Below are 19581 nucleotides of genomic sequence, written 5' to 3'. Positions count from 1 at the left end.
TATTACCTCCCTGTAAAGATAATTGTTGCTGCTTCTTTTCCATCCGTTTTATAAACGCTTTCTGCCCCATTAACAATCTTAATAATGCCTTGGTCACTTGTACTTATTTTTACATAAGGACTATCTCCATGTCTACCACCACCCGGCGAAACTTGTACCTGAGTAATATTCTTACCGCCACCAGAATTATTAATTTTAATTATTTGTGCACCAGAGCGAGACTTGGTAGAGACTTGAACTGTTACATCATAACCTTGGTTTCTTAGCATCTGTGCAATATCATCTGCAGACTTACCGTTAAAAGCACTAGGATTAGCCTTAATAGCATCGATTGATACTCTTCCATCACTTATTATCGCATTTCCCGTTCCCTTTGTACTATTCCGTTGGCTATTCACTTCCGCTCTCAACTTATTAGAAGAGTTAGAGCTATCCATCGATGCCTTTACATTTTTAGGTCTAACAGTCGTGCTTTGTACTTTAACTTTATTATTGCCTTTAAGTAAAATCTTAGGAACGGTATATCTTTTGGATTGGTATTGTGGGTAACGTATTATTTTGTTCCATATAATTATCAGAAATGATTGTTTCAGCAGAACGATCACTGATTTATTTCCTTGATTACTAGCTGCTGCATTTATCTGGTAATTAGGTAAGAGTACTATTACACATAATATAATAATTAATAGTCTCTGGATTAATGGGTATTTCTCAACTCTAGTTCCTCCTATAGTTTTAACGTTTTATTAATAAAATTAATCTAAAAACGGCTCAAATCCGTAATTAGTGCTTACCTATTTCCGTGTCGAAGTTGGAGGACTTGCGATCCTTTTGACTACATCAATTTAAAAGTTCATTACGAAGACGCCATCCAGATATGCCGTACCTTTTCCATTGTTTGCTGTGGCGCTTAAGTGCATATGCACTCGTGCGGTGGTCGCATTTGTCGGGGATGTTACATTTCCAGCGAACGCTACCCAATCTGCAGTATTGCCAGTATATTCGACCGGGGTTTGCCCTCCTGACAGTTGGTTGTTCGCATCATAAAAGAACACAATGACCTCGAACTTCGCATTCTTCATGTCCGCCAGCTTCAGCATTCCTTTTACGTTATAACTTTTACTGCCTTGGATAAACATCACCTGCGAGACATTCGCCCCATCACCAGCATTCGGAAAAGAGCTTACCATTAGTTTCTGGGCTTGCTTCCCTTCGGACGCCCCTGCAGTTATTATTTCGTAAGTTCCCTTGACCCCTGATGCCATATATTTATCCCAGCCATCTGCACCTCCATCATTTCTTTTATCCGATTCAAAACCACTATTGAATAATAGATTAGAATCTCCCAGTAATGTAGCGGTTACTCCATCCAGATATGCCGTACCTTTTCCATTGTTTGCTGTGGCGCTTAAGTGCATGTGCACTCGTGCGGTGGTCGCATTTGTCGGGGATGTTACATTTCCAGCGAACGCTACCCAATCTGCAGTATTGCCAGTGTATTCGACCGGGGTTTGCCCTCCGACCAGTTGGTTGTTCGCATCATAAAAGAACACAATGATCTCGAACTTCGCATTCTTCATGTCCGCCAGCTTCAGCATTCCTTTTACGTTATAACTTTTACTGCCTTGGATAAACATCACCTGCGAGACATTCGCCCCATCACCAGCATTCGGAAAAGAGCTTACCATTAGTTTCTGGGCTTGCTTCCCTTCGGACGCCCCTACAGCTATTATTTCGTAAGTTCCCTTGACCCCTGATGCCATATATTTATCCCAGCCATCTGCAGCTCCATCATTTCTTTTATCCGATTCAAAACCACTATTGAATAATAGATTAGAATCTCCCAGTAATGTAGCGGTTACTCCATCCAGATATGCCGTACCTTTTCCATTGTTTTCTGTAGCGCTTAAGTGCATGTGCACTCGTGCGGTGGTCGCATTTGTCGGGGATGTTACATTTCCAGCGAACGCTACCCAATCTGCAGTATTGCCAGTGTATTCGACCGGGGTTTGCCCTCCGACCAGTTGGTTGTTCGCATCATAAAAGAACACAATGACCTCGAACTTCGCATACTTCATGTCCGCCAGCTTCAGCATTCCTTTTACGTTATAACTTTTACTGCCTTGGATAAACATCACCTGCGAGACATTCGCCCCATCACCAGCATTCGGAAAAGAGCTTACCATTAGTTTCTGGGCTTGCCTCCCTTCGGACGCCCCTGCAGTTATTATTTCGTAAGTTCCCTTGACCCCTGATGCCATATATTTATCCCAGCCATCTGCTACATTCTCAGAACCTAAATAGCTTTCAAATCCTGAGTTAAATAATAGATTATCGCTTTTTGACCTTTCTACTAAATTTCCATTTTTATCGTATTTTAACTCGAAATTACCATTTGAATTAGTTAATTCAACCAGTTGTCCATTTTTGTTATAAATATATTTTGTTCCTGATTTTGCTCCTACACTTGGTATAACTAATAACAAAAGCATTAGTGAGCAAATGAACAAATATGCTGTCTTTTTTAGCATCAATTCCCCACCTATCTTATTACTATTGAAAAATGTACTTTCCAGACCCCGGTTGCAACCTTAACACACTCAATCCACTCAATATCATCTTGTCCTAGATTAGCGGTCTAGCTTGGAAAACGTACCTCCTGTACTGTGCTATCAAGTCCATATATGAATACATCATATGACACACTGGAAATGTCCGTTTCTTTAGCACCTCCAGTACCACCTTCTACATTAACTGAAGTCCCTCCTAACAAAGTCAAAGTGCCGGATTTATCAAAAGAGTAGAAATGAGTAATATAATTGCCCTTCTCAAAGTTATGTTTGCTGAAGGGTACCCGATATTTTCCATGTAGTATCGTTTACCATTTCTCCAATAATCCATGGATTCACCAGGTCATCTTGCCACTCGTTAGCCGTCCATGTAGGAAATCGAACCTCTCTAACATTTCTTGCTATGCCTTCTACAAAAACTTCATAAAATCCATCCACTAATGAAGCTTCTTGTGGGGCAATGGTTTTTACAGTATCCTTTACCTGTGCTAAATAAATCTGTTACAAGTTTTCCGTCTGCATAGACATGTGTAGTGTATGTACCTATTTGTCCGGTATGTCTAGCAAAAACAACTGTACCTTTCCAGACCCCCCTTAGTAATTTTCTCACCAACAATCCATTCTGCTTGCGCATCTAGTTCGTTCCATGTTGGAAAATGTACTTGTTGAATATTCTCAGGAACACCTTTGATATAAATATCGTAGGATACTGCTGAGGTACTAAATAGATAAGGTTTCGCCGAATATCCTTTAGTTTGTTTGAGTAAATTTCCATTTCCATTAAAAGAATAATTGATCATAGAATTATCTGACATAATCTTGGTTTCTAATCTACCCTGATTATAAATATACAGATTCTCATTTTGAGAAGTTCCTGGCATATCGACCATAATATAACTAGTGCCTACTTCCTGAGCTGAGGCTATTGAAATGTGGGTAAATGCTAGACAGACAAAAAGATTACTCATTAGAACAAACATCATTTTCTTCATTTTTCAACACCCCTATGGTATGTTATAACCTCCAAGCAAGATTACTCGGTTACAACTTTAATCAAATTTCCGTTAGAGTCATAATTGTATTTAATCACTCTATTATTTTGCGTTCTGATTTGTATAAGTCGGCCGTTTCCATCATATTGATATGTATTTAATTGTTTGACTATAATATCATCTAAGGAAAACTCTCCCCCTCCATGGATTCCCCAGTAAATATAATAATTTTCTTTATCTCCGGTAGTGAATTTCACATTTTTTGTACCAACACTTCCACTAACATCATTCCATGTTGTCCATCCCAACTGTTCTGTCCCATCTGTACTTCGAACTAGAAAGTAAAAGTAACGATTAATATCCGTTGGTTGCATATTTAAGGATTTATAAGAAAATGTGACTTCATAAGATGTATTCTTTTCGAATTGAACTTTATTGGTATCTAAAATAATAAAATCCTTCCATTCCACTAATAATTGCGAAGCTAAATTTGCAGAGTACGAGCCACTTACTACTTTTGTGGGATCATTTGTAAGAATTCCGCATAAAGAATTATAGTTTGTACCGTTATATGTACCTCTTTCAAAAGACTCACTATCTTTAACAATTTGAATATCGTCTAAAGAAATTGCTCCACCACCATGGATTCCCCAGATTAAATAGTAATTTTCTTTATTTCCAGTGGTAAAGGTTATGGTTTTACTCCCTTTATAACCACTTGAATTATTCCAAATTGTCCATCCTTTGTCTTCTGTATTATCTGTGCTTCGACCTAAAAAATAGAAAAACCGATTATTATCTGTGGACATATCCAGTGATTTATAAGTAAATGTTACAGTGTATGTAGTATTTTTTTCGAATTTCACTTTACTAGAATCAGTGTAAGAAAATTCTTTCCAATCTTCTAATTTAGAGGATTTCAAATAGGTTGAATACTTGCCACTTATTACTTGAGAAGCATCACTTGTAATTATTCCAGAACCAGGTAAAAAATCCGTACCGTTATATGTACCCTTTTCAAAAGATTCACTAGATTTAACAATTTGTATATCATCTATGGAAAGAGCACCTCCTGCATGAATTCCCCATATTAGATAATAATTTTCCTTGTTTCCAGTGGTAAATGTTATAGTTTTACTCCCCTTGCTTCCAGTCTGATTATTCCAAGCAGTCCAACCTTTATCTTCTTTATTATCTGTACTTCGCGCTAAAAAATAAAAATATCTATTACTTTGAGTGTTATCCATACTTACTGATTTGTAGGAAAAGGTTATAGAATAGGTTGTGTTTCTCTCAAATTTATATTTGCTTTGATCTGTATACGCAAACTCTTTCCAATCCTCTGTTAATAAAGAAGACAAGTGAGCAGAATAGATTCCAGTCACTACTTTTGATGGATCATTAGTAATTGTCCCAAAACCAGGTAAAAAGTTCGTATTCAAATAGGTTCCTCTCTCAAATGATTCACTTGTTTCCGGAACAGTTTTGACAATACGAATATCATCTAAGGAAAGAGCACCACCTGCGTGTATTCCCCAAATTAAATAATAGTTTTCTTTAGATCCTGTCGTAAAATTGATCGTTTTAATCCCTTTACTTCCAGTTTCGTCATTCCATGTCGTCATACTAATGTCTTCTTTGTCGTCGCTGCTGCGTGCCAGAAAATAAAAAAAGCGATTACTATCTGACGGCTGCATGTCTACAGCTTTATAAGAAAATGTTACAGAGTAACTTGTATTCTTTTCAAATTTAACCTTTGTTAAGTCTGTGTTAGCAAAGTCATTCCAAACTTGTGTCAATGAAGATGACAGATACGCCGAATAGAGGCCTGATACAACTTTATTAGTATCATTGGTTATGACCCCTGACAATGGCTTGAAATTACCTCCGTTAAATGTACCTGACTCAAACGATTCGATCGGAATTACTTCGTTACTGTCTGCTAAGATCTTACTGGATGGAGACACTAAGAACATAACCAGAACTGCAGTAACTAACAATGTGAAATAAACCACTTTTTTTATCAATCTACTTCTCAATTATCTTAACTCCCTTTCTAAAAAACGCTTAAAATTATTGATATTTCAATTAATAGTAAAAATCGCACCATTCACCTAATCATACGACAACAACCTATATTATGGAATAGTGGTATTTTGTCGGAACTATAATTAATTTGTAGAAAATAAAAAGAATTTATGTTAAAGTTCACTATTCATCAAATACTATTAGCGTTCTCAGTTCTTGAGTCCTTTTAATGCAAAAAAGCCACCATTCCTGATGACTTTTTTTCTAGCGTTTAGTCGTTAATCGACATATTATTCCCTTACTTTCACTAATTCCCACCTTTGCGAAGTCGTTGCGTTATCAATAAAGCAGCTAGCCCTTCACGTTGCCTTACCCGTTATATGTCAACTGGCACGTTACCAGATTGTCTTTGCAGTGTAATCATCACTTCTTATGTACAGATCGTTGCGAAACAAATTAAAAAAATTTATCCGCCGCTAATACTGTAGTGGTCGGGCTATGTTATTGATAAGTTTCATATGATTCAACTTTAAAAGACCGCTCATGGCGGTCATCTACAGACTCTATTTATTTTGGAAAAACCGTGAGAAAACAAAGCTAATGTATTTGACTCTAAATACGGTGGTATCTGATGATTCTGAGGGTTATATGGAGATGATCACAAGTTCAGGTAGGTTATACTGTTAAAGCTTAAAAGTACGTACATCCGCATTTGGAGAATTTTCATATAGGACTTATGAGAGTAAAGTTCCATTTGAGACTGCCGCCCGATTCATTCAGCAATGGGTGGGGTAAAAGAAAAACCTTGAGGATAAAAGCCCTCAAGGTTTCATCATTTATTCCTTACAGTTTTTCCAAACCTATCCCCAATGCATGGAAAGTTGTAATAACATCCATTTTTTTGCCTTCTCCACACTGAAAAACGACCTTAAATGGTGTAGGAGGAGTTGATATTGCACCTAAATCCCTTCCATTCTCCCACTCTTCCGCAGTATTTAGTAGAATCTTCGCAAAAACCTTAAAGTCTTCATTCGCTAGATGCAATAAGTCCTCTGCATTGCATATGCACAAAACAAAAGCATCAGCCTTTATCCATTCTAAATCATTTAAGCATTCATCAAATGCATCCCAATTCTCACCAAAATAATACGGGAATTGAAAGACGGCTGAAAACTCATCAAAGAGACCGTTTATCGTTGTACACTTACCACCCCTTATCATCTTAGCAACGACTTTCTTACCGGACATTTGGTTTAATTTCCACTGGAAGTTGCAAAACTCCGAAATGTTGTAATGAGTTACATAGAACTGAGGCTGTCCTATGAGAACATTTTGAATGTTTGTAATCATTGACGTCACCTACCACTTATTTAATTTCAACATAGGTCTTATAATGGTCGGTTGTGTAATAAACACTTCCATCACTACCTATTACTAATCTCTCTGTTCCTCTGTTTACACCTTTTTGGTATGGTTGGACATCATACTCAGTATATTTAACACCTGTCGGAAGTACGGTTTCTCCAGTTTTACCCAAATTTTTAAACTCACGACCTCCTACATAACCTTGAGGAGGCTTGCCACCGTTGTTTTTTATAGAAATAAGCGTACTTTGAACGTGCGAAGGAGCATCTCCAGAATTAATGTAACCTCCTGTAAAACATTTAGTGTTATGCACCCAAATTCCGATATCCGTAACATAATAGGTATGATAGTCTGCAACCGTAAAATTGTAAACCGTGACCTTCTCTTCAAGTTTAATAAACTCAACCTTATCAATTGTCAGATTGCTTCCGTCAGCCTTTTGGAGTTTGTCACGTGCCTGAAGCTCATCCGCGAAGACCCAGCCTTTCTCCTTTACCCAAAACGGATGGTTATTTGTCGTCTCGATGATTTGCTCCCCAACGTACAACTTAATAATATCATCACGTTGGTTACGGTATAAACCTGTTACTTCTTTGTAAGCCAATTCTCCATCCGAGTTATTCTCATCCTTGGAAAGAACCTTATCTCCGACTTCAATGTCTTCGATATTCTTCTCCCCTTCGTCTGTTTGAACCTTTGTCCCCGCTATAAAGCAGTTACAACCAGACTTTTTGGAACCTCCCGCTCGGCCGCTTAGACCACCTGCCATGCCTGCAGCATACATCATAACATATGCCGCCTCTTGTGATTCATAATACGCATTCACTAACTGATCGCTCGCCCAATCAGACCTGCCAGCACTATTCGTATACGCACTTGTCCCTGTTACTAAGCCATACAAGTAATTATATTGATTCTCATCCATGATACTGTCAAAGCCGTAGCGTTCCATTATTTTTGTTTTGTATGCGTTAAAATATTTACTGTCTTTACTGATAGAACTCGCTTCGCTCAGCAATTGTTTTAATTCTTGAACGTCATAAGTATCCTTTGCAAAATGTCCGCTCGGGTCAGCATATCTCAACGGATTATTATGCACATACGTATACAAATTCAAACTCAGCGGATTATCAATCTGACCCTCATACGTATCCTCATTTAAAAAACGCCCCATACTCGGATCGTAATACCGTGCCCGAAGATAGTATAATCCCGTTTCAGCATCATACACTTCACCTGCGTATTTAAAGGAGTTAGAGATTCCTTCTGTCTGACTAGTGATGTTTCCCCATTCATCATAGCTATACTCATTTACTGTTTTTCCACTAGTATCCACTATCTGTACCACATCACCATGACCATTGTATAGGTAATAGTAGTCTTTATTTGCTCTCTTGTCCTTTTTCACAAGTACCCGGTCCCCGCGTACAAACGTGGATTGCTCAACAATGTTGTTGCCACTCAGCTTTTCTTCAGTCAGAACCTGAGCGTTATTATCATAGTTCACCTGGGTATGGCTGCTACCTGTACTCTTTAGATAGCGTAGGCCGTCAGCATAATACTGGAAGCTCGTCGTGCTTCCATTCTTGGTTACAGAGGTCAGCGTGTTCCACAAATCGTAGCTATAACTTGTATCCTGAAACTCTGCTGGGCTACTCACACTTTGTTCCATGGTCAAGCGATTGCCACGTACATCATAGGTATATGCGTCTCTGCTTCCTCCCGGACGCACCGTTGAAATTAAGCGATTCAAAGCATCGTACCCATAGGTTGTCGTTTGTGTATCTTGTGTCACATTGTTGTTTTTCGTTTCCGTAACCGAGGTAATATTTCCGTTGTTGTCATACCCATACACATACTTGGAGAGCACACGGCCTCCCCTTTGGTTCGTTACGCTCTCCACCCAGTTTAGGGCTTTGTTATAGGTGTATACAGTCATAAGTATGCTTCCGTCTGTCAGCGTCGGATAACTAATCGACTTCACCAGGTTATCCCCGGTGTAGCTATATTGTACATTGGCCGTGGCTGCACTGTTCACCGTAGCGCTGCCATTCGTCTGTACTTTGTCCAGTCTCAACTTATTGAATTGATAATTCACGTAAAAGTTTAAATAATAATCATTCAATTGCGTAATTCGGCCTAGTGCATCCCGCTGATTAAAGATGTACGCGGAATGTGCAACCGCTCCAGCGGAATACGCAACCGTGTTCGTGCTTCGCACTTGATTCAAACTGTTTACAGTATTTCGCTGCATCGCCTGAATCGTTCCGTTCAGATAGTTTTTAGTGGTCTGATTAGAGGGCGAACCGTCGTTATAGATCACTTCGGTTTTCTGTGTCTGCGATACGTTATTGATCATCCCGCTGACTGTGCTTGACTTGAGCACGCCAATTTCGTCATAGCTGTATCCAAACAGACTGCCGTTACGATCGGTTTTGCTAGTTAATTGCCCTAATGCATTGTAGGATAAGCTTTCACTTTGAGAAGCCCCGTCTAGCTTGCTCGTCAATAACCCAACTTCGTTATAGTACTTGGTATTCAGTATTTGCTCTGTTCCACCTTTAGCTTGCACCGTAACTTTCGCTAGCTGACCATTCCCATCGTACGTATAGCGTGTGCGCTGGTTCAATGCATCGTAGACGGAGGTGAGACGATTCAGAGCATCATAGCTATACGACGTTGTAATCCCAGCATCGTTCAGATGATTCGCAGGGTCCGTATAACCGATCACGTTACCACTGATGTCGTACCGATAACTTTCTGTGAGGGGCTGTGATTGACTCGGCCAGTCTTTATAGGTTTTCATGGTAACTGGCTGGCCCCATGGATCATAGATAGTTTCCAGATAATTCAATCGTTCTTGAGTGTCAGCAGCAATCATGTAACTTTCTGTCTTGCGCTGCTTAAGGTTATGATCCGTTACATATATATTGTTATTGGCATCTGTGGCACGATTCTGCCTTCCCCATGCATCGTAACTAGCCGTAATCTCATTGCCTAACGCATCCTTTTGATAGATCGCTTGTCCTTGATCATCGTAGTGGTACTGGGTGAAGACCCATTGACTCACGTTATCGTCATAATGCTCTTCTAACAACGCTAGGCCCATTCCATTATATAACGTATTCGCATACGTTCTCATACTACTGTTAGTGGATAATTGAGTGACAGTTTTAATCGTATCGACCTTCAGAACATAGGTCCCTGCATTCACCGAATCAAAGTTACTGGAGGTTTGATGATAATAATTGTAATCGATAACCTCTCTGAAGGTTTCTCCATTGCTATTGGTTCGAATCGGATGTGTTTCTTTTTTTAGACGACCTGCTGCATCATATTCATAGACCGTAGTCTGATCGTTGCCGTCACTTTGACTTTTCAGCAAACCCGTTCCCATCTCGTAACTCATCTTCGTCTTCACGATTTTCTGGTCAGACTTCCCGATGTTGAACCACTGTTGTTGTTCTGTCGGGTAGGCGTAACGACTCTCAGGTCCGTATATGGTTACACTTTTAGCTACCAATTGACCCTTGGCTGTCTTTTCAGCCGTCATTTGAGAGATTCCACCCAAGGTATCGCGGTTACCATAACTATATGTGGTTTGTTCCCCCGACGCATTCGTTACTGTCGATAGCCTTCCCTTGTCAGTGTAGGTGTATCGTTCAATTAATGGGGCCGGATCAGATTCATTCTGGTACCAAGATTTAGACTCCACTAAATGATATTTCGGTTCATAGCTTATCGTTGTCGTATAGTGTTGTTTTAGATTTGAATTGTTATGTTGCTCCGCCGTTAATGGTTGGGTTTGGGTACTGACCAGTCCCCAATCTGAATATGTTGTTTCTGTATACAAATGATTAGCACTTGCCTCGCTGTCCCCGACACCATATTCTGAAATTGTAGTTCTCGTCGGGAATAGCTCGAAGAGTCCATCAAATGCTGTATTCGTAACGATCTTGCGCTCCCCATTAGCAGCTTGAGTGTCCGTAGATAGCAACTTTCCTTTACCATCATAATTTCGGGTGATTCTGGAGTTGTTGGCCGCCGTATCGCTTTTTACGGTAACCGTGCTGCTATAGCGATTATTTTGCTGTAGATATGGCGGATAATAGGTCGGATATCCCGTATAGTCACCTGTATACGTATACTGAAGCCAATTATAATTTTTCGGACCTGTTTTATCTACCCTTGATAAGAGTCGAAATTGATGAAGGGTTTGATCTTCACCTATATTTCTGGAAACCCGTTCATACGTATACTCTGTGTTTGAATTAGGATATATGACTTCTTTTAGCAAGGTATGATAGTTTTGATTTCTTGCACCCGAATAATCACTCCCTGTTTGATAATATGCAATTCCTTCCTCATAGTCGAAGTAGGTCTTGTCCCCATTCTGATCTGTAACCGACCATAGTACAGGCAAATAGACTTCAATTTCATTCACTGGCACAAGTTTTCTGCCTTTAGTCAAGATGACCTTTTGGACCTCGGTTCCATTTTGCTTAACTCGAATCGTCACATTTTCACCGTTAAATATCTCTTGAGTATTAAGGTTATCCTCATATTCAAAAGTAACCTCACGACCCACTGTATCTGTAATTGAACTGATAAGAACAGATCGTATACCATCAATATCTATAGAGCGATGCTTAAAGTTAATTGTATTTCCAAAGCGGTCTACAATCCCGATAAGTGCTCCATAAAAAGAAAAATACTCTCGTCTCTTATCCTCGAATTCAACGTAGTACCAGGAATCTTCCTCTCCGTTATTAAATTCATGGTACTCATTGTTATAGACAAACCGCATGTTTTTTTGCTTGTAATTTAGAAACTTTGTGTATTTTGTAAATTCATCACCATTTTCTGGATAACGGGCTACGGTATACACCCCACCTTTTCCGTCATGATAATAACGATAGTCGCCATTTTTTTCGATTGAAGGAAATTGAAACGACCAACCTACCCCTAAACTATTCATCTCCAAAAAATGATCATATCTTTCTGTGTACGTATAATTACCTGAAGAACTATATGCTCTTTCAAAAGAATGTCCTTGATTGGAACTGTACATAATCCCAATATCCAAATCCAGACCATCTCGACCGGGTAAATGGATTTGATTCTCTTTCCATGTCAATGAACCGGAAACAGGATCGATCACTTCATCAGTAGTATTACGATCTCCAAATTGGGGTTTGTTGGTTTGATTAAGCTGAGCTCGAACAACTAGTCCGTCAAATATGCCAGCGACCCTCATATCAAAAGCAGTCACCGTTAAAGCCGCGATTTTCAATTTATCTGGAGAAAAAAGGTCCTCTCCATACACTAGCGAGGTTATGCTCGGAAATTGTTGAAAGATCGGATCATCCTGGTAGGTAGAATTTTGAACCGAAGATGGGTTCTTCTTCTGGATAGCTTGATTTTCTAATTCCCCTTGTATGTCTTCCCAGCTTAGCTTTCCTTCTTGCTTCCACTTTAATAGCTCAAGTAAGGTTTGATTCGGTGAATCCTGCATCAGATAATTAATCCAATAGACATCTTCAATGGAAGCTCCGGCCAAAAACAGCTTTTCGATTTCAGATTCGATTAAATCTTGTGATACTACTCTTTGATTTGTAGCCGTTCCACCTGAAGAGACCGAATGATTGAGTAATCCTTGCTTCTCAAGCGTTTTAACTTTAATTGATACAATAGCTTCGGAAAATTTCGGATCATAGGTGGCTACCTCCACAGTAGCCTTCTCATCCGGCAATGGAGGAATGGAGTCCTGCCAACCTTCTTCTTTGAATAATTTACTCGCAGAATTCTCTGGACGAGTCGTAGGTGTAGGCTGTGGTCCCGAATCCGTTGAAAAATCCAAAAAATCTGACGGTGCAGGTGATGGAGCAGGTAAATCTTGTGCTTTGTTTATGTAAGTTTGATCAGAAGTACTTTTAACGGTTGTACTCGCTTTCGCAGTTCCTTCCAAAATATTTGGAATGATCAAAGATAAACACATGATGACCATTAATATTTTTCTCACTAGCTTTATTTTTCTCAACTTAGTTTCCCCCAGCAATTATTTTGGTTACCTCACAATTAAGCTATATTTCTATCTTTCTATGAAAATATTCCCCAATATTTATCTATAATCTATTAGAATAATAGTTCATTCCCTATTTGAATCGTTTCTTCTTCAATATACCTTCCTATCCTGGGATGCATTAACATGAATTTTGCATCTCCTCTTTTAATTTCACTCACTTCTTTACTTCTACTAAAATTTCACCAATCATCATTTTGTTCATAGAAGCATCAAAGGAATAAATATGGGTAATATACATTCCTGTTTCATTGTTATGTTTAAAGAAAGGAATTCGAATTCGCCAACTTGTAGAACTTAAACGTTCCCCCTTAATCCATGGATCCTCTAAATCGTCTTGACCATTACTATCGTCCATGTTGGAAAGGTCCCCTGTTGGGTGCTATCAAAACCGCCCTTTAGATAGACGTCTTACGAAAAGCACCAAGATACTAAACATATACGATTTTGACGAATAATCTTTACTCCTCTTTATCAGACTCCTTTTCCATCTTATGTATATTGAATGTCAAGTTTTAGACATATAGGGTTTGTGGTTATGATTTGCTACTTACATCCACCATAATATAGTTGGCATAAGGTTATTCTGGAGAGGTAGTCGGAATAAAATTTACATATCCTAAAAAAACACTACGCTCCAAAAACAGTGTTATTATTATAAATTGAGAGGACCATCGATTGAGTAACAAAGAATATTTAGTTCCCCACAAATCATTTTGATTACTCATCACGAAAAACATTCTATTTTTTCTTTTCAAACTAATTATTTTGAAACGCTATTATACAGCTACTTTATTTCCTTTGTAATTGCAGATAGTAAATTACCATTACTATCGTATACAAAGTCACGGCGGTAGCTGATATTCCCTTTATGAATGATAATAGCTGTTAACCTATTAGCGGAATCATAAATATATTCGTAATCCTGTCTAATAGAAGGTTGTAGAACTGTTACTGGAATATTTGAATAAGAAATTAATGAGTCATTCCCTAATTGACCCTCTGTATTATTCCCCCACGTAATAAATGAAGAGCTAGTAAGTGCTATACTATGCGAATTTCCAGCATCTATTTTTATTACATCATTCAGAAAACTCTTACCGCCTATCGCTTTTACTTGAGTAGGAGTAAGTTTTCCTAAAGTTGTGCCATCTCCAAGTTGGCCCATGCTATTCTCTCCCCAACTCCATACTGTTCCATCTGACTTTAGTGCTAATGAATAATTACTTCCACCGCTAATAGCAATTACATTATTTAATAAACCAACTCCGTTTGGGCCCTTGACTTGGACTGGATAGCGCCGTTCTACTGTAGTACCGTCTCCAAGCTGCCCTTTATCATTTTGCCCCCAGCCCCATACTGTTCCATCTTCTTTTAAAACCAAATTGAAATTGTCCCCAGCACTAATAGCTTTAACTCCTGTTAACAAAGAAGCATTACTGGAGCCCATTTGCACTTTACTAGGGAAACTCTCATCATTAAGAGATCCATTTGCTAACTGACCATGATTATTGCCTCCCCAAACATAAACAGTTCCAGTTGACGAAAGTGCTATAGAATGTATTTCACCAACATCAACAGCAATAATATCCATAAGATTCCCAACCCCGTTAACACCTTTAATTTGTTCCGGAGTTGTAATAAGTTCTAATCTATCGACTCCCACTTGCCCTCGTTGATTATCTCCCCATCCCCACACTGTTCTGTTAGATTTAACAGCGAGGGTATGGTAAAATCTACTACTGATATTATTTACATTTGATAATCCAGAAATTGGAGTTGGAGAGACAACAAAATCAGTCTGATCTCCAGCAGGTCCCAAACCCAAAAAACCATAATAATTGAATCCGAAAGCCGTCACTGTACCGTCAGTTTTCAAAGCATATGAACTAAAAGTTCCACCAGTAAATCCTTTATTCATCGACACCACATCGGTTCCAGCCAACTGAACTGGTTTATTGCTAGATGGAGTAATAAAGTCCCCCAACTGTCCCATTTCATTACTTCCCCATAACCATAGATTCCCATTTTTTTCTATAAAACCACTTTTATCTATACCAGCATATATTTCCCCATGTTCTAAAACACCCCGAGTTAAAGTAGAGGGTAAACTCTTTGCGCTTTCATTTAAAGACATGATTTTGGAGTTATTATTTTGAGATATAGATTCTATTAATAATTTTTTTTTAGCGCTCTCATTGCTAACAATTTGAAACTTCAGGAAGTAGCTATCATTTAATTTTTCTCCATTTATATCCTCAAGTGAGTAAGGAGGAATATGTAATGTATAATCATGACCATCTTTCAATTCAATTTGTGGACTAATTATCAGTTGATCCCTCTCAATTGATTTCTTTATATTTATCACCTTATTACTATCAAAATCTACTAATCTAATTAAATGAAAAAAATTCCCTTCTCTAATAATGTTTTTTAAATTCACCTTTAACGAGGAATCCTCCAATATGCTTATTATTTGTGTCTCAGGTGCAATTAACTCCTTTTGTTGATTTACACCATCCGCACTCACTAAAGATAACTGACTAATCGATATAACTAAAAGAAATAAGATAATTAATAACGAATAATATTTCTTCATATTTATTTTTCTCTCCCATTTAATAAATAGTTCCAGTTAATTAGTTGTTATCTACGATACTAGATAGGATGACTGGGATAATAAACTTCGGATCCAGCAAAATAACTAAACAGACAATACAAATGATCGTGTAAAACCAAACAGCTCATAAAAAAATCAACAAATTCTTAGATATTGAAAGATACTTTCATTTAATCAAACCGTAACTTTTTTTTATTTTTGTCCGAAATCTATACATCGACAACATGAAACTAACTAATAATTACTTCATTCCAAATGAACCTTTACCATTAATAATTTATTAACAACATTATTTCCAATGTAACAAGTACTTTATTAAAGTAATTCTATAAAAGAGTTTCACTATTGAATATAGACATAAAAAAACCTCCTTCCCATCCTCGTGGGATTCGTTGGATATATTTATGGCAGGCATTCTGGCTTCGCAGTTCATTAAAAAACCCACCATTAACATTAAGCAGTTAATGATGGAATTTTAATGTGCGTTCACAGTGGCGGGACCGCGTGGGAATTTCACCAACATTCCCCTTTTAAGCTAGATAGGATATTCCTATGCAATCACCATAAATATTAACAGGAATAATATACCATGAATTATTATGAAGTGCGACAGACAAAAACACCTAAGGAAGATTCGTATAATGGAATTACCACCACATCCATTGCGTGGGAGAATGAAACCATGAGTTACACACACCTTAACAAAACCGAACGCAGTCATTCACTTCGCTTGGGATGGACCAATCACAGATTGGCAAGTAACTAGACAAAAATCACTCCACCATTGATAGAGAGTGGAATAGGGGGAGTAGCAGTATGATGACACAGTAGAGATTGCGCAGACTACCTACACAACATCAAACCTCTCCTAATCAATGGGATGATCCATAGTGCAAAGGGAAAAATTCCCCATCATGTTAACGATAAAAAAACAACTTCTCCGTAGAAAAGTCGCTTTTCAAATCTCTACTGTCTATCGAATTCTATTTTTTCATAACTTAGAAGACCCTACCGCTTAGCCTTATAAAACTCATGATAAAGCTTCATGAGCGCCCTCTTCTCTATCCTCGAAACATAACTCCGCGAGATCCCCAACCCCTTAGCAATCTCCCTCTGTGTCCTCTCTTCCCCACCCCTATCCAATCCAAACCGCCCAACGACAACTTCTTTTTCCCGGTCATCCAGAATATCTAGGTTACGATATATCTTACTCTTCACGATCTTAAGATCGACTTCTTTAATGACATCATCCGCTTCGGAGCCAAGGATATCGATAAGTGTAATTTCATTACCTTCTTTGTCCGTCCCAATTGGATCATGCAGGGATACGTCTTTACGAGTCTTCTTCAAGGATCTTAGATGCATCAGGATTTCGTTTTCAATACAACGTGCTGCAAATGTGGCTAGTTTGGTTCCTTTGTTTGGACGATAACTCTCAATAGCTTTAATCAGGCCGATGGTGCCGATGGAGATCAGATCCTCCATGTCCTCTCCGGTGTTATCGAATTTCTTGACGTTATGGACATGATACGATGTAAAATCACCTTGTAATAAAATAATATCTTAGAACCCTTATTTAAAGATGCTTATAGATGATGCATGGGATATATTGTATAGTTAAAATATGCCATATGGATTTTGCGGTATAGGCCAATAGGGAGAGTGAACAGAACAGATTATGAATACACCACTAACACACTACGTACTTACAGAATGGGAATCAGACACGAATACAAATGTTCTAAATATTCATTTATATACGCTACCTGTGCGTAATGTATTTGAACAACATACAGAAAACGGAAATGCTTCTTTTGATTTAAGAAAATTAAACAGGTCGCTTGTTATCGATTTTTTCAATCACTATATTGCAAGCTGGCAACCTATTGAAAATTGGGGTGAGTACACATTCACTCAATATGAAATTCGCTCAATTAATCCCACTATCCTAGCAGAGAGAACTATCTTGGAAAGATTACTTTTAAGAACTATTGAAAGTGTTCAGCCAAAAAAAGAAATTGCTGCTGGAAGTCGGAAATTCACGTGGTTAAAAGCTGAAAAAGTCGTAGAAAATATTTCAATACATAGGGTTATACAATGTGATATTACTGTAGGCTATACGGGCAAAATTACCATTGGTTTTGATTTAAATCATAGTTATCGTACAAATGCATCGGTATATGATTTAATAAAATCAAACGCAATTTTTAAAGGCGATCGAGTAATTGATATATATAACAATCTTCATTATGAGTTTGTGGAAATCTCCAATTCTACAATCAATGATGCAATTCCAGAACTTAATCAATCAGTTGTTAGTTATTTTACTAAAGAACGAAAGCAAGCTTGGAAAGTTGATAAACTTGAACAGAGTATGCCTGTTGTCTATCTAAAAGCATTTAATGGAACTCGCATTGCTTATGCACCAGCTATGCTACAAAAAGAGCTTACTTTTGAGTCACTTCCTTCTAGTGTAGTGCGTCAAACATCAGAAATTTATAAACAAAACGCAAATCAAAAAATTAAAACATTGCTGGATGAAATACAAAAAATATTAGCACGCACTGATAAAATTAAATTTAATAGACAAAAGCTCCTAGTCCAGCAAGCTGGGTATGAAATATTGGAGTTGTCAAATCCTACTCTTCAATTCGGAAAAAATGTTACTCAAACACAGCTTAAATATGGACTTGATAAGGGCGGTGTAGTAGCCTCAAAACCTTTATCCGTTAATTTACTTGTATACCCAGAACTGATAGACACAAAACTCGATGTCATAACTGACTTTAATGATAAATTGAATGCGCTATCCCATAAATGGGGTGTACCATTATCAATCTTAAAAAAATCAGGAGCCTATCGGAACAAATCTATTGATTTCACAAATCCACACCAACTTGCCATCCTGCTTAAAGAGCTTACGAAAAATTCATTTCAAGAGTTGACGCTCGTGATAATCCCAGAAAAAATTTCAGGCATGTGGTATGACACGGTAAAGAAGGAGTTCGGAGGGAATTCTTCAGTACCGACTCAGTTCATAACTATGGAAACTCTTCAAAAAGCTAATGACTACATTCTAGGCAATATATTATTGGGGCTTTATTCTAAATCAGGCATTCAACCGTGGATCTTAAATTCATCCCTATCATCCGATTGTTTTATTGGACTAGATGTATCTCATGAAGCTGGCAGACACTCTACTGGTATTGTACAGATCGTAGGAAAAGACGGCAGAGTATTGTCCAGTAGGGCAAATACCTCTAATGAAGCCGGCGAAAAAATCCGCCATGAGACTATGTGCCAAATTGTGTACTCAGCGATAGATCAATATCATCAACATTACAATGAAAGACCAAAGCATATTACGTTTCATCGTGATGGTTTTTGTAGAGAAGATTTAGATAGTCTAGACGAAGTGATGAATAGTTTAGGTGTAGAATATGACATGGTAGAAATTATCAAGAAAACGAATCGTCGTATGGCTCTAAACGTTGATAAGCAAGGTTGGGAAACAAAACCAGGGCTTTGCTATGTTAGAGACGATCTAGCGTATGTCATCGCTACTAATCCTCATCCTCGTGTCGGTACAGCTCAACCAATTAAAATCATCAAGAAAAAGGGATCACTACCAATCGAAACAATAATTCAAGATATTTATCATCTTTCGTTCATGCATATTGGTTCCTTATTAAAATGTCGCCTTCCCGTTACTACATATTATGCCGATTTAAGCTCTACTTTCTTTAACCGGCAATGGCTTCCGCTCGATTCTGGCAAATCGCTACATTTTGTATAACAAATAAACCTCCCACATACTGGGAGGTTTATTTGTTATTATGATAATCCAGAATCTAATACATTTAGAACAACATATTTTTTCGTTTTTACATGTTGTTATTTTATTTCTCACCAGGAAATAATACA

10 protein-coding genes and 1 riboswitch are annotated in these 19581 nt (G+C 38.0%); of the genes, 1 reads left to right on the top strand and 9 read right to left on the bottom strand.

Annotated features, from left to right (window positions below):
* Positions 1-2 precede the first annotated feature (2 nt).
* The 9 genes from NSQ91_RS06970 to sigK form a co-directional block, all read right to left on the bottom strand.
* Complete coding sequence (locus NSQ91_RS06970; protein ID WP_076305711.1) at positions 3-605, bottom strand: hypothetical protein; 603 nt, start codon at positions 603-605, stop codon at positions 3-5.
* Positions 606-845: 240 nt separating this feature from the next.
* Positions 846-2531, bottom strand: a complete 1686-nt coding sequence (locus NSQ91_RS06965; protein ID WP_340917102.1) for a hypothetical protein — start codon at positions 2529-2531, stop codon at positions 846-848.
* A 599-nt stretch (positions 2532-3130) separates the two neighbouring features.
* Positions 3131-3562: a hypothetical protein gene (locus NSQ91_RS06960; RefSeq protein ID WP_076305719.1), complete on the bottom strand. Its 432-nt coding sequence runs from the start codon at positions 3560-3562 to the stop codon at positions 3131-3133.
* A 41-nt stretch (positions 3563-3603) separates the two neighbouring features.
* Positions 3604-5601 (bottom strand): RHS repeat protein, encoded by a 1998-nt coding sequence (locus NSQ91_RS06955; protein ID WP_076305718.1) that lies wholly within the window; start codon positions 5599-5601, stop codon positions 3604-3606.
* 832 nt (positions 5602-6433) lie between these two features.
* Complete coding sequence (locus tag NSQ91_RS06950) at positions 6434-6940, bottom strand: barstar family protein (protein ID WP_076305717.1); 507 nt, start codon at positions 6938-6940, stop codon at positions 6434-6436.
* Positions 6941-6956: 16 nt separating this feature from the next.
* On the bottom strand, positions 6957-12995 hold the full coding sequence (locus NSQ91_RS06945) for a polymorphic toxin-type HINT domain-containing protein (RefSeq protein WP_340917095.1): 6039 nt from the start codon (positions 12993-12995) through the stop codon (positions 6957-6959).
* A 199-nt stretch (positions 12996-13194) separates the two neighbouring features.
* Positions 13195-13395, bottom strand: a complete 201-nt coding sequence (locus NSQ91_RS06940; RefSeq protein ID WP_340917083.1) for a GBS Bsp-like repeat-containing protein — start codon at positions 13393-13395, stop codon at positions 13195-13197.
* Between the two features lie 429 nt (positions 13396-13824).
* Positions 13825-15636: an RCC1 domain-containing protein gene (locus NSQ91_RS06935; protein ID WP_076305623.1), complete on the bottom strand. Its 1812-nt coding sequence runs from the start codon at positions 15634-15636 to the stop codon at positions 13825-13827.
* A 410-nt stretch (positions 15637-16046) separates the two neighbouring features.
* A riboswitch (cobalamin riboswitch) is annotated at positions 16047-16238 on the bottom strand.
* Between the two features lie 427 nt (positions 16239-16665).
* Positions 16666-17217, bottom strand: coding sequence for an RNA polymerase sporulation sigma factor SigK (gene sigK, locus NSQ91_RS06930; protein WP_340921417.1), 552 nt, complete (start codon positions 17215-17217; stop codon positions 16666-16668).
* Between the two features lie 118 nt (positions 17218-17335).
* Here sigK and NSQ91_RS06925 point away from each other — a divergent pair, with 118 nt between their 5' ends.
* Positions 17336-19453 carry a Piwi domain-containing protein gene (locus NSQ91_RS06925; RefSeq protein WP_076305724.1) on the top strand — a complete coding sequence of 706 codons (2118 nt, stop codon included), beginning with the start codon at positions 17336-17338 and terminating at the stop codon, positions 19451-19453.
* Positions 19454-19581: the final 128 nt, after the last annotated feature.

The sequence above is a fragment of the Paenibacillus sp. FSL R7-0048 genome, assembly GCF_038004505.1.
Classification (GTDB): Bacteria; Bacillota; Bacilli; order Paenibacillales; family Paenibacillaceae; genus Paenibacillus_AQ; species Paenibacillus_AQ odorifer.
This window is presented reverse-complemented; position numbering and strand designations above follow the sequence as displayed.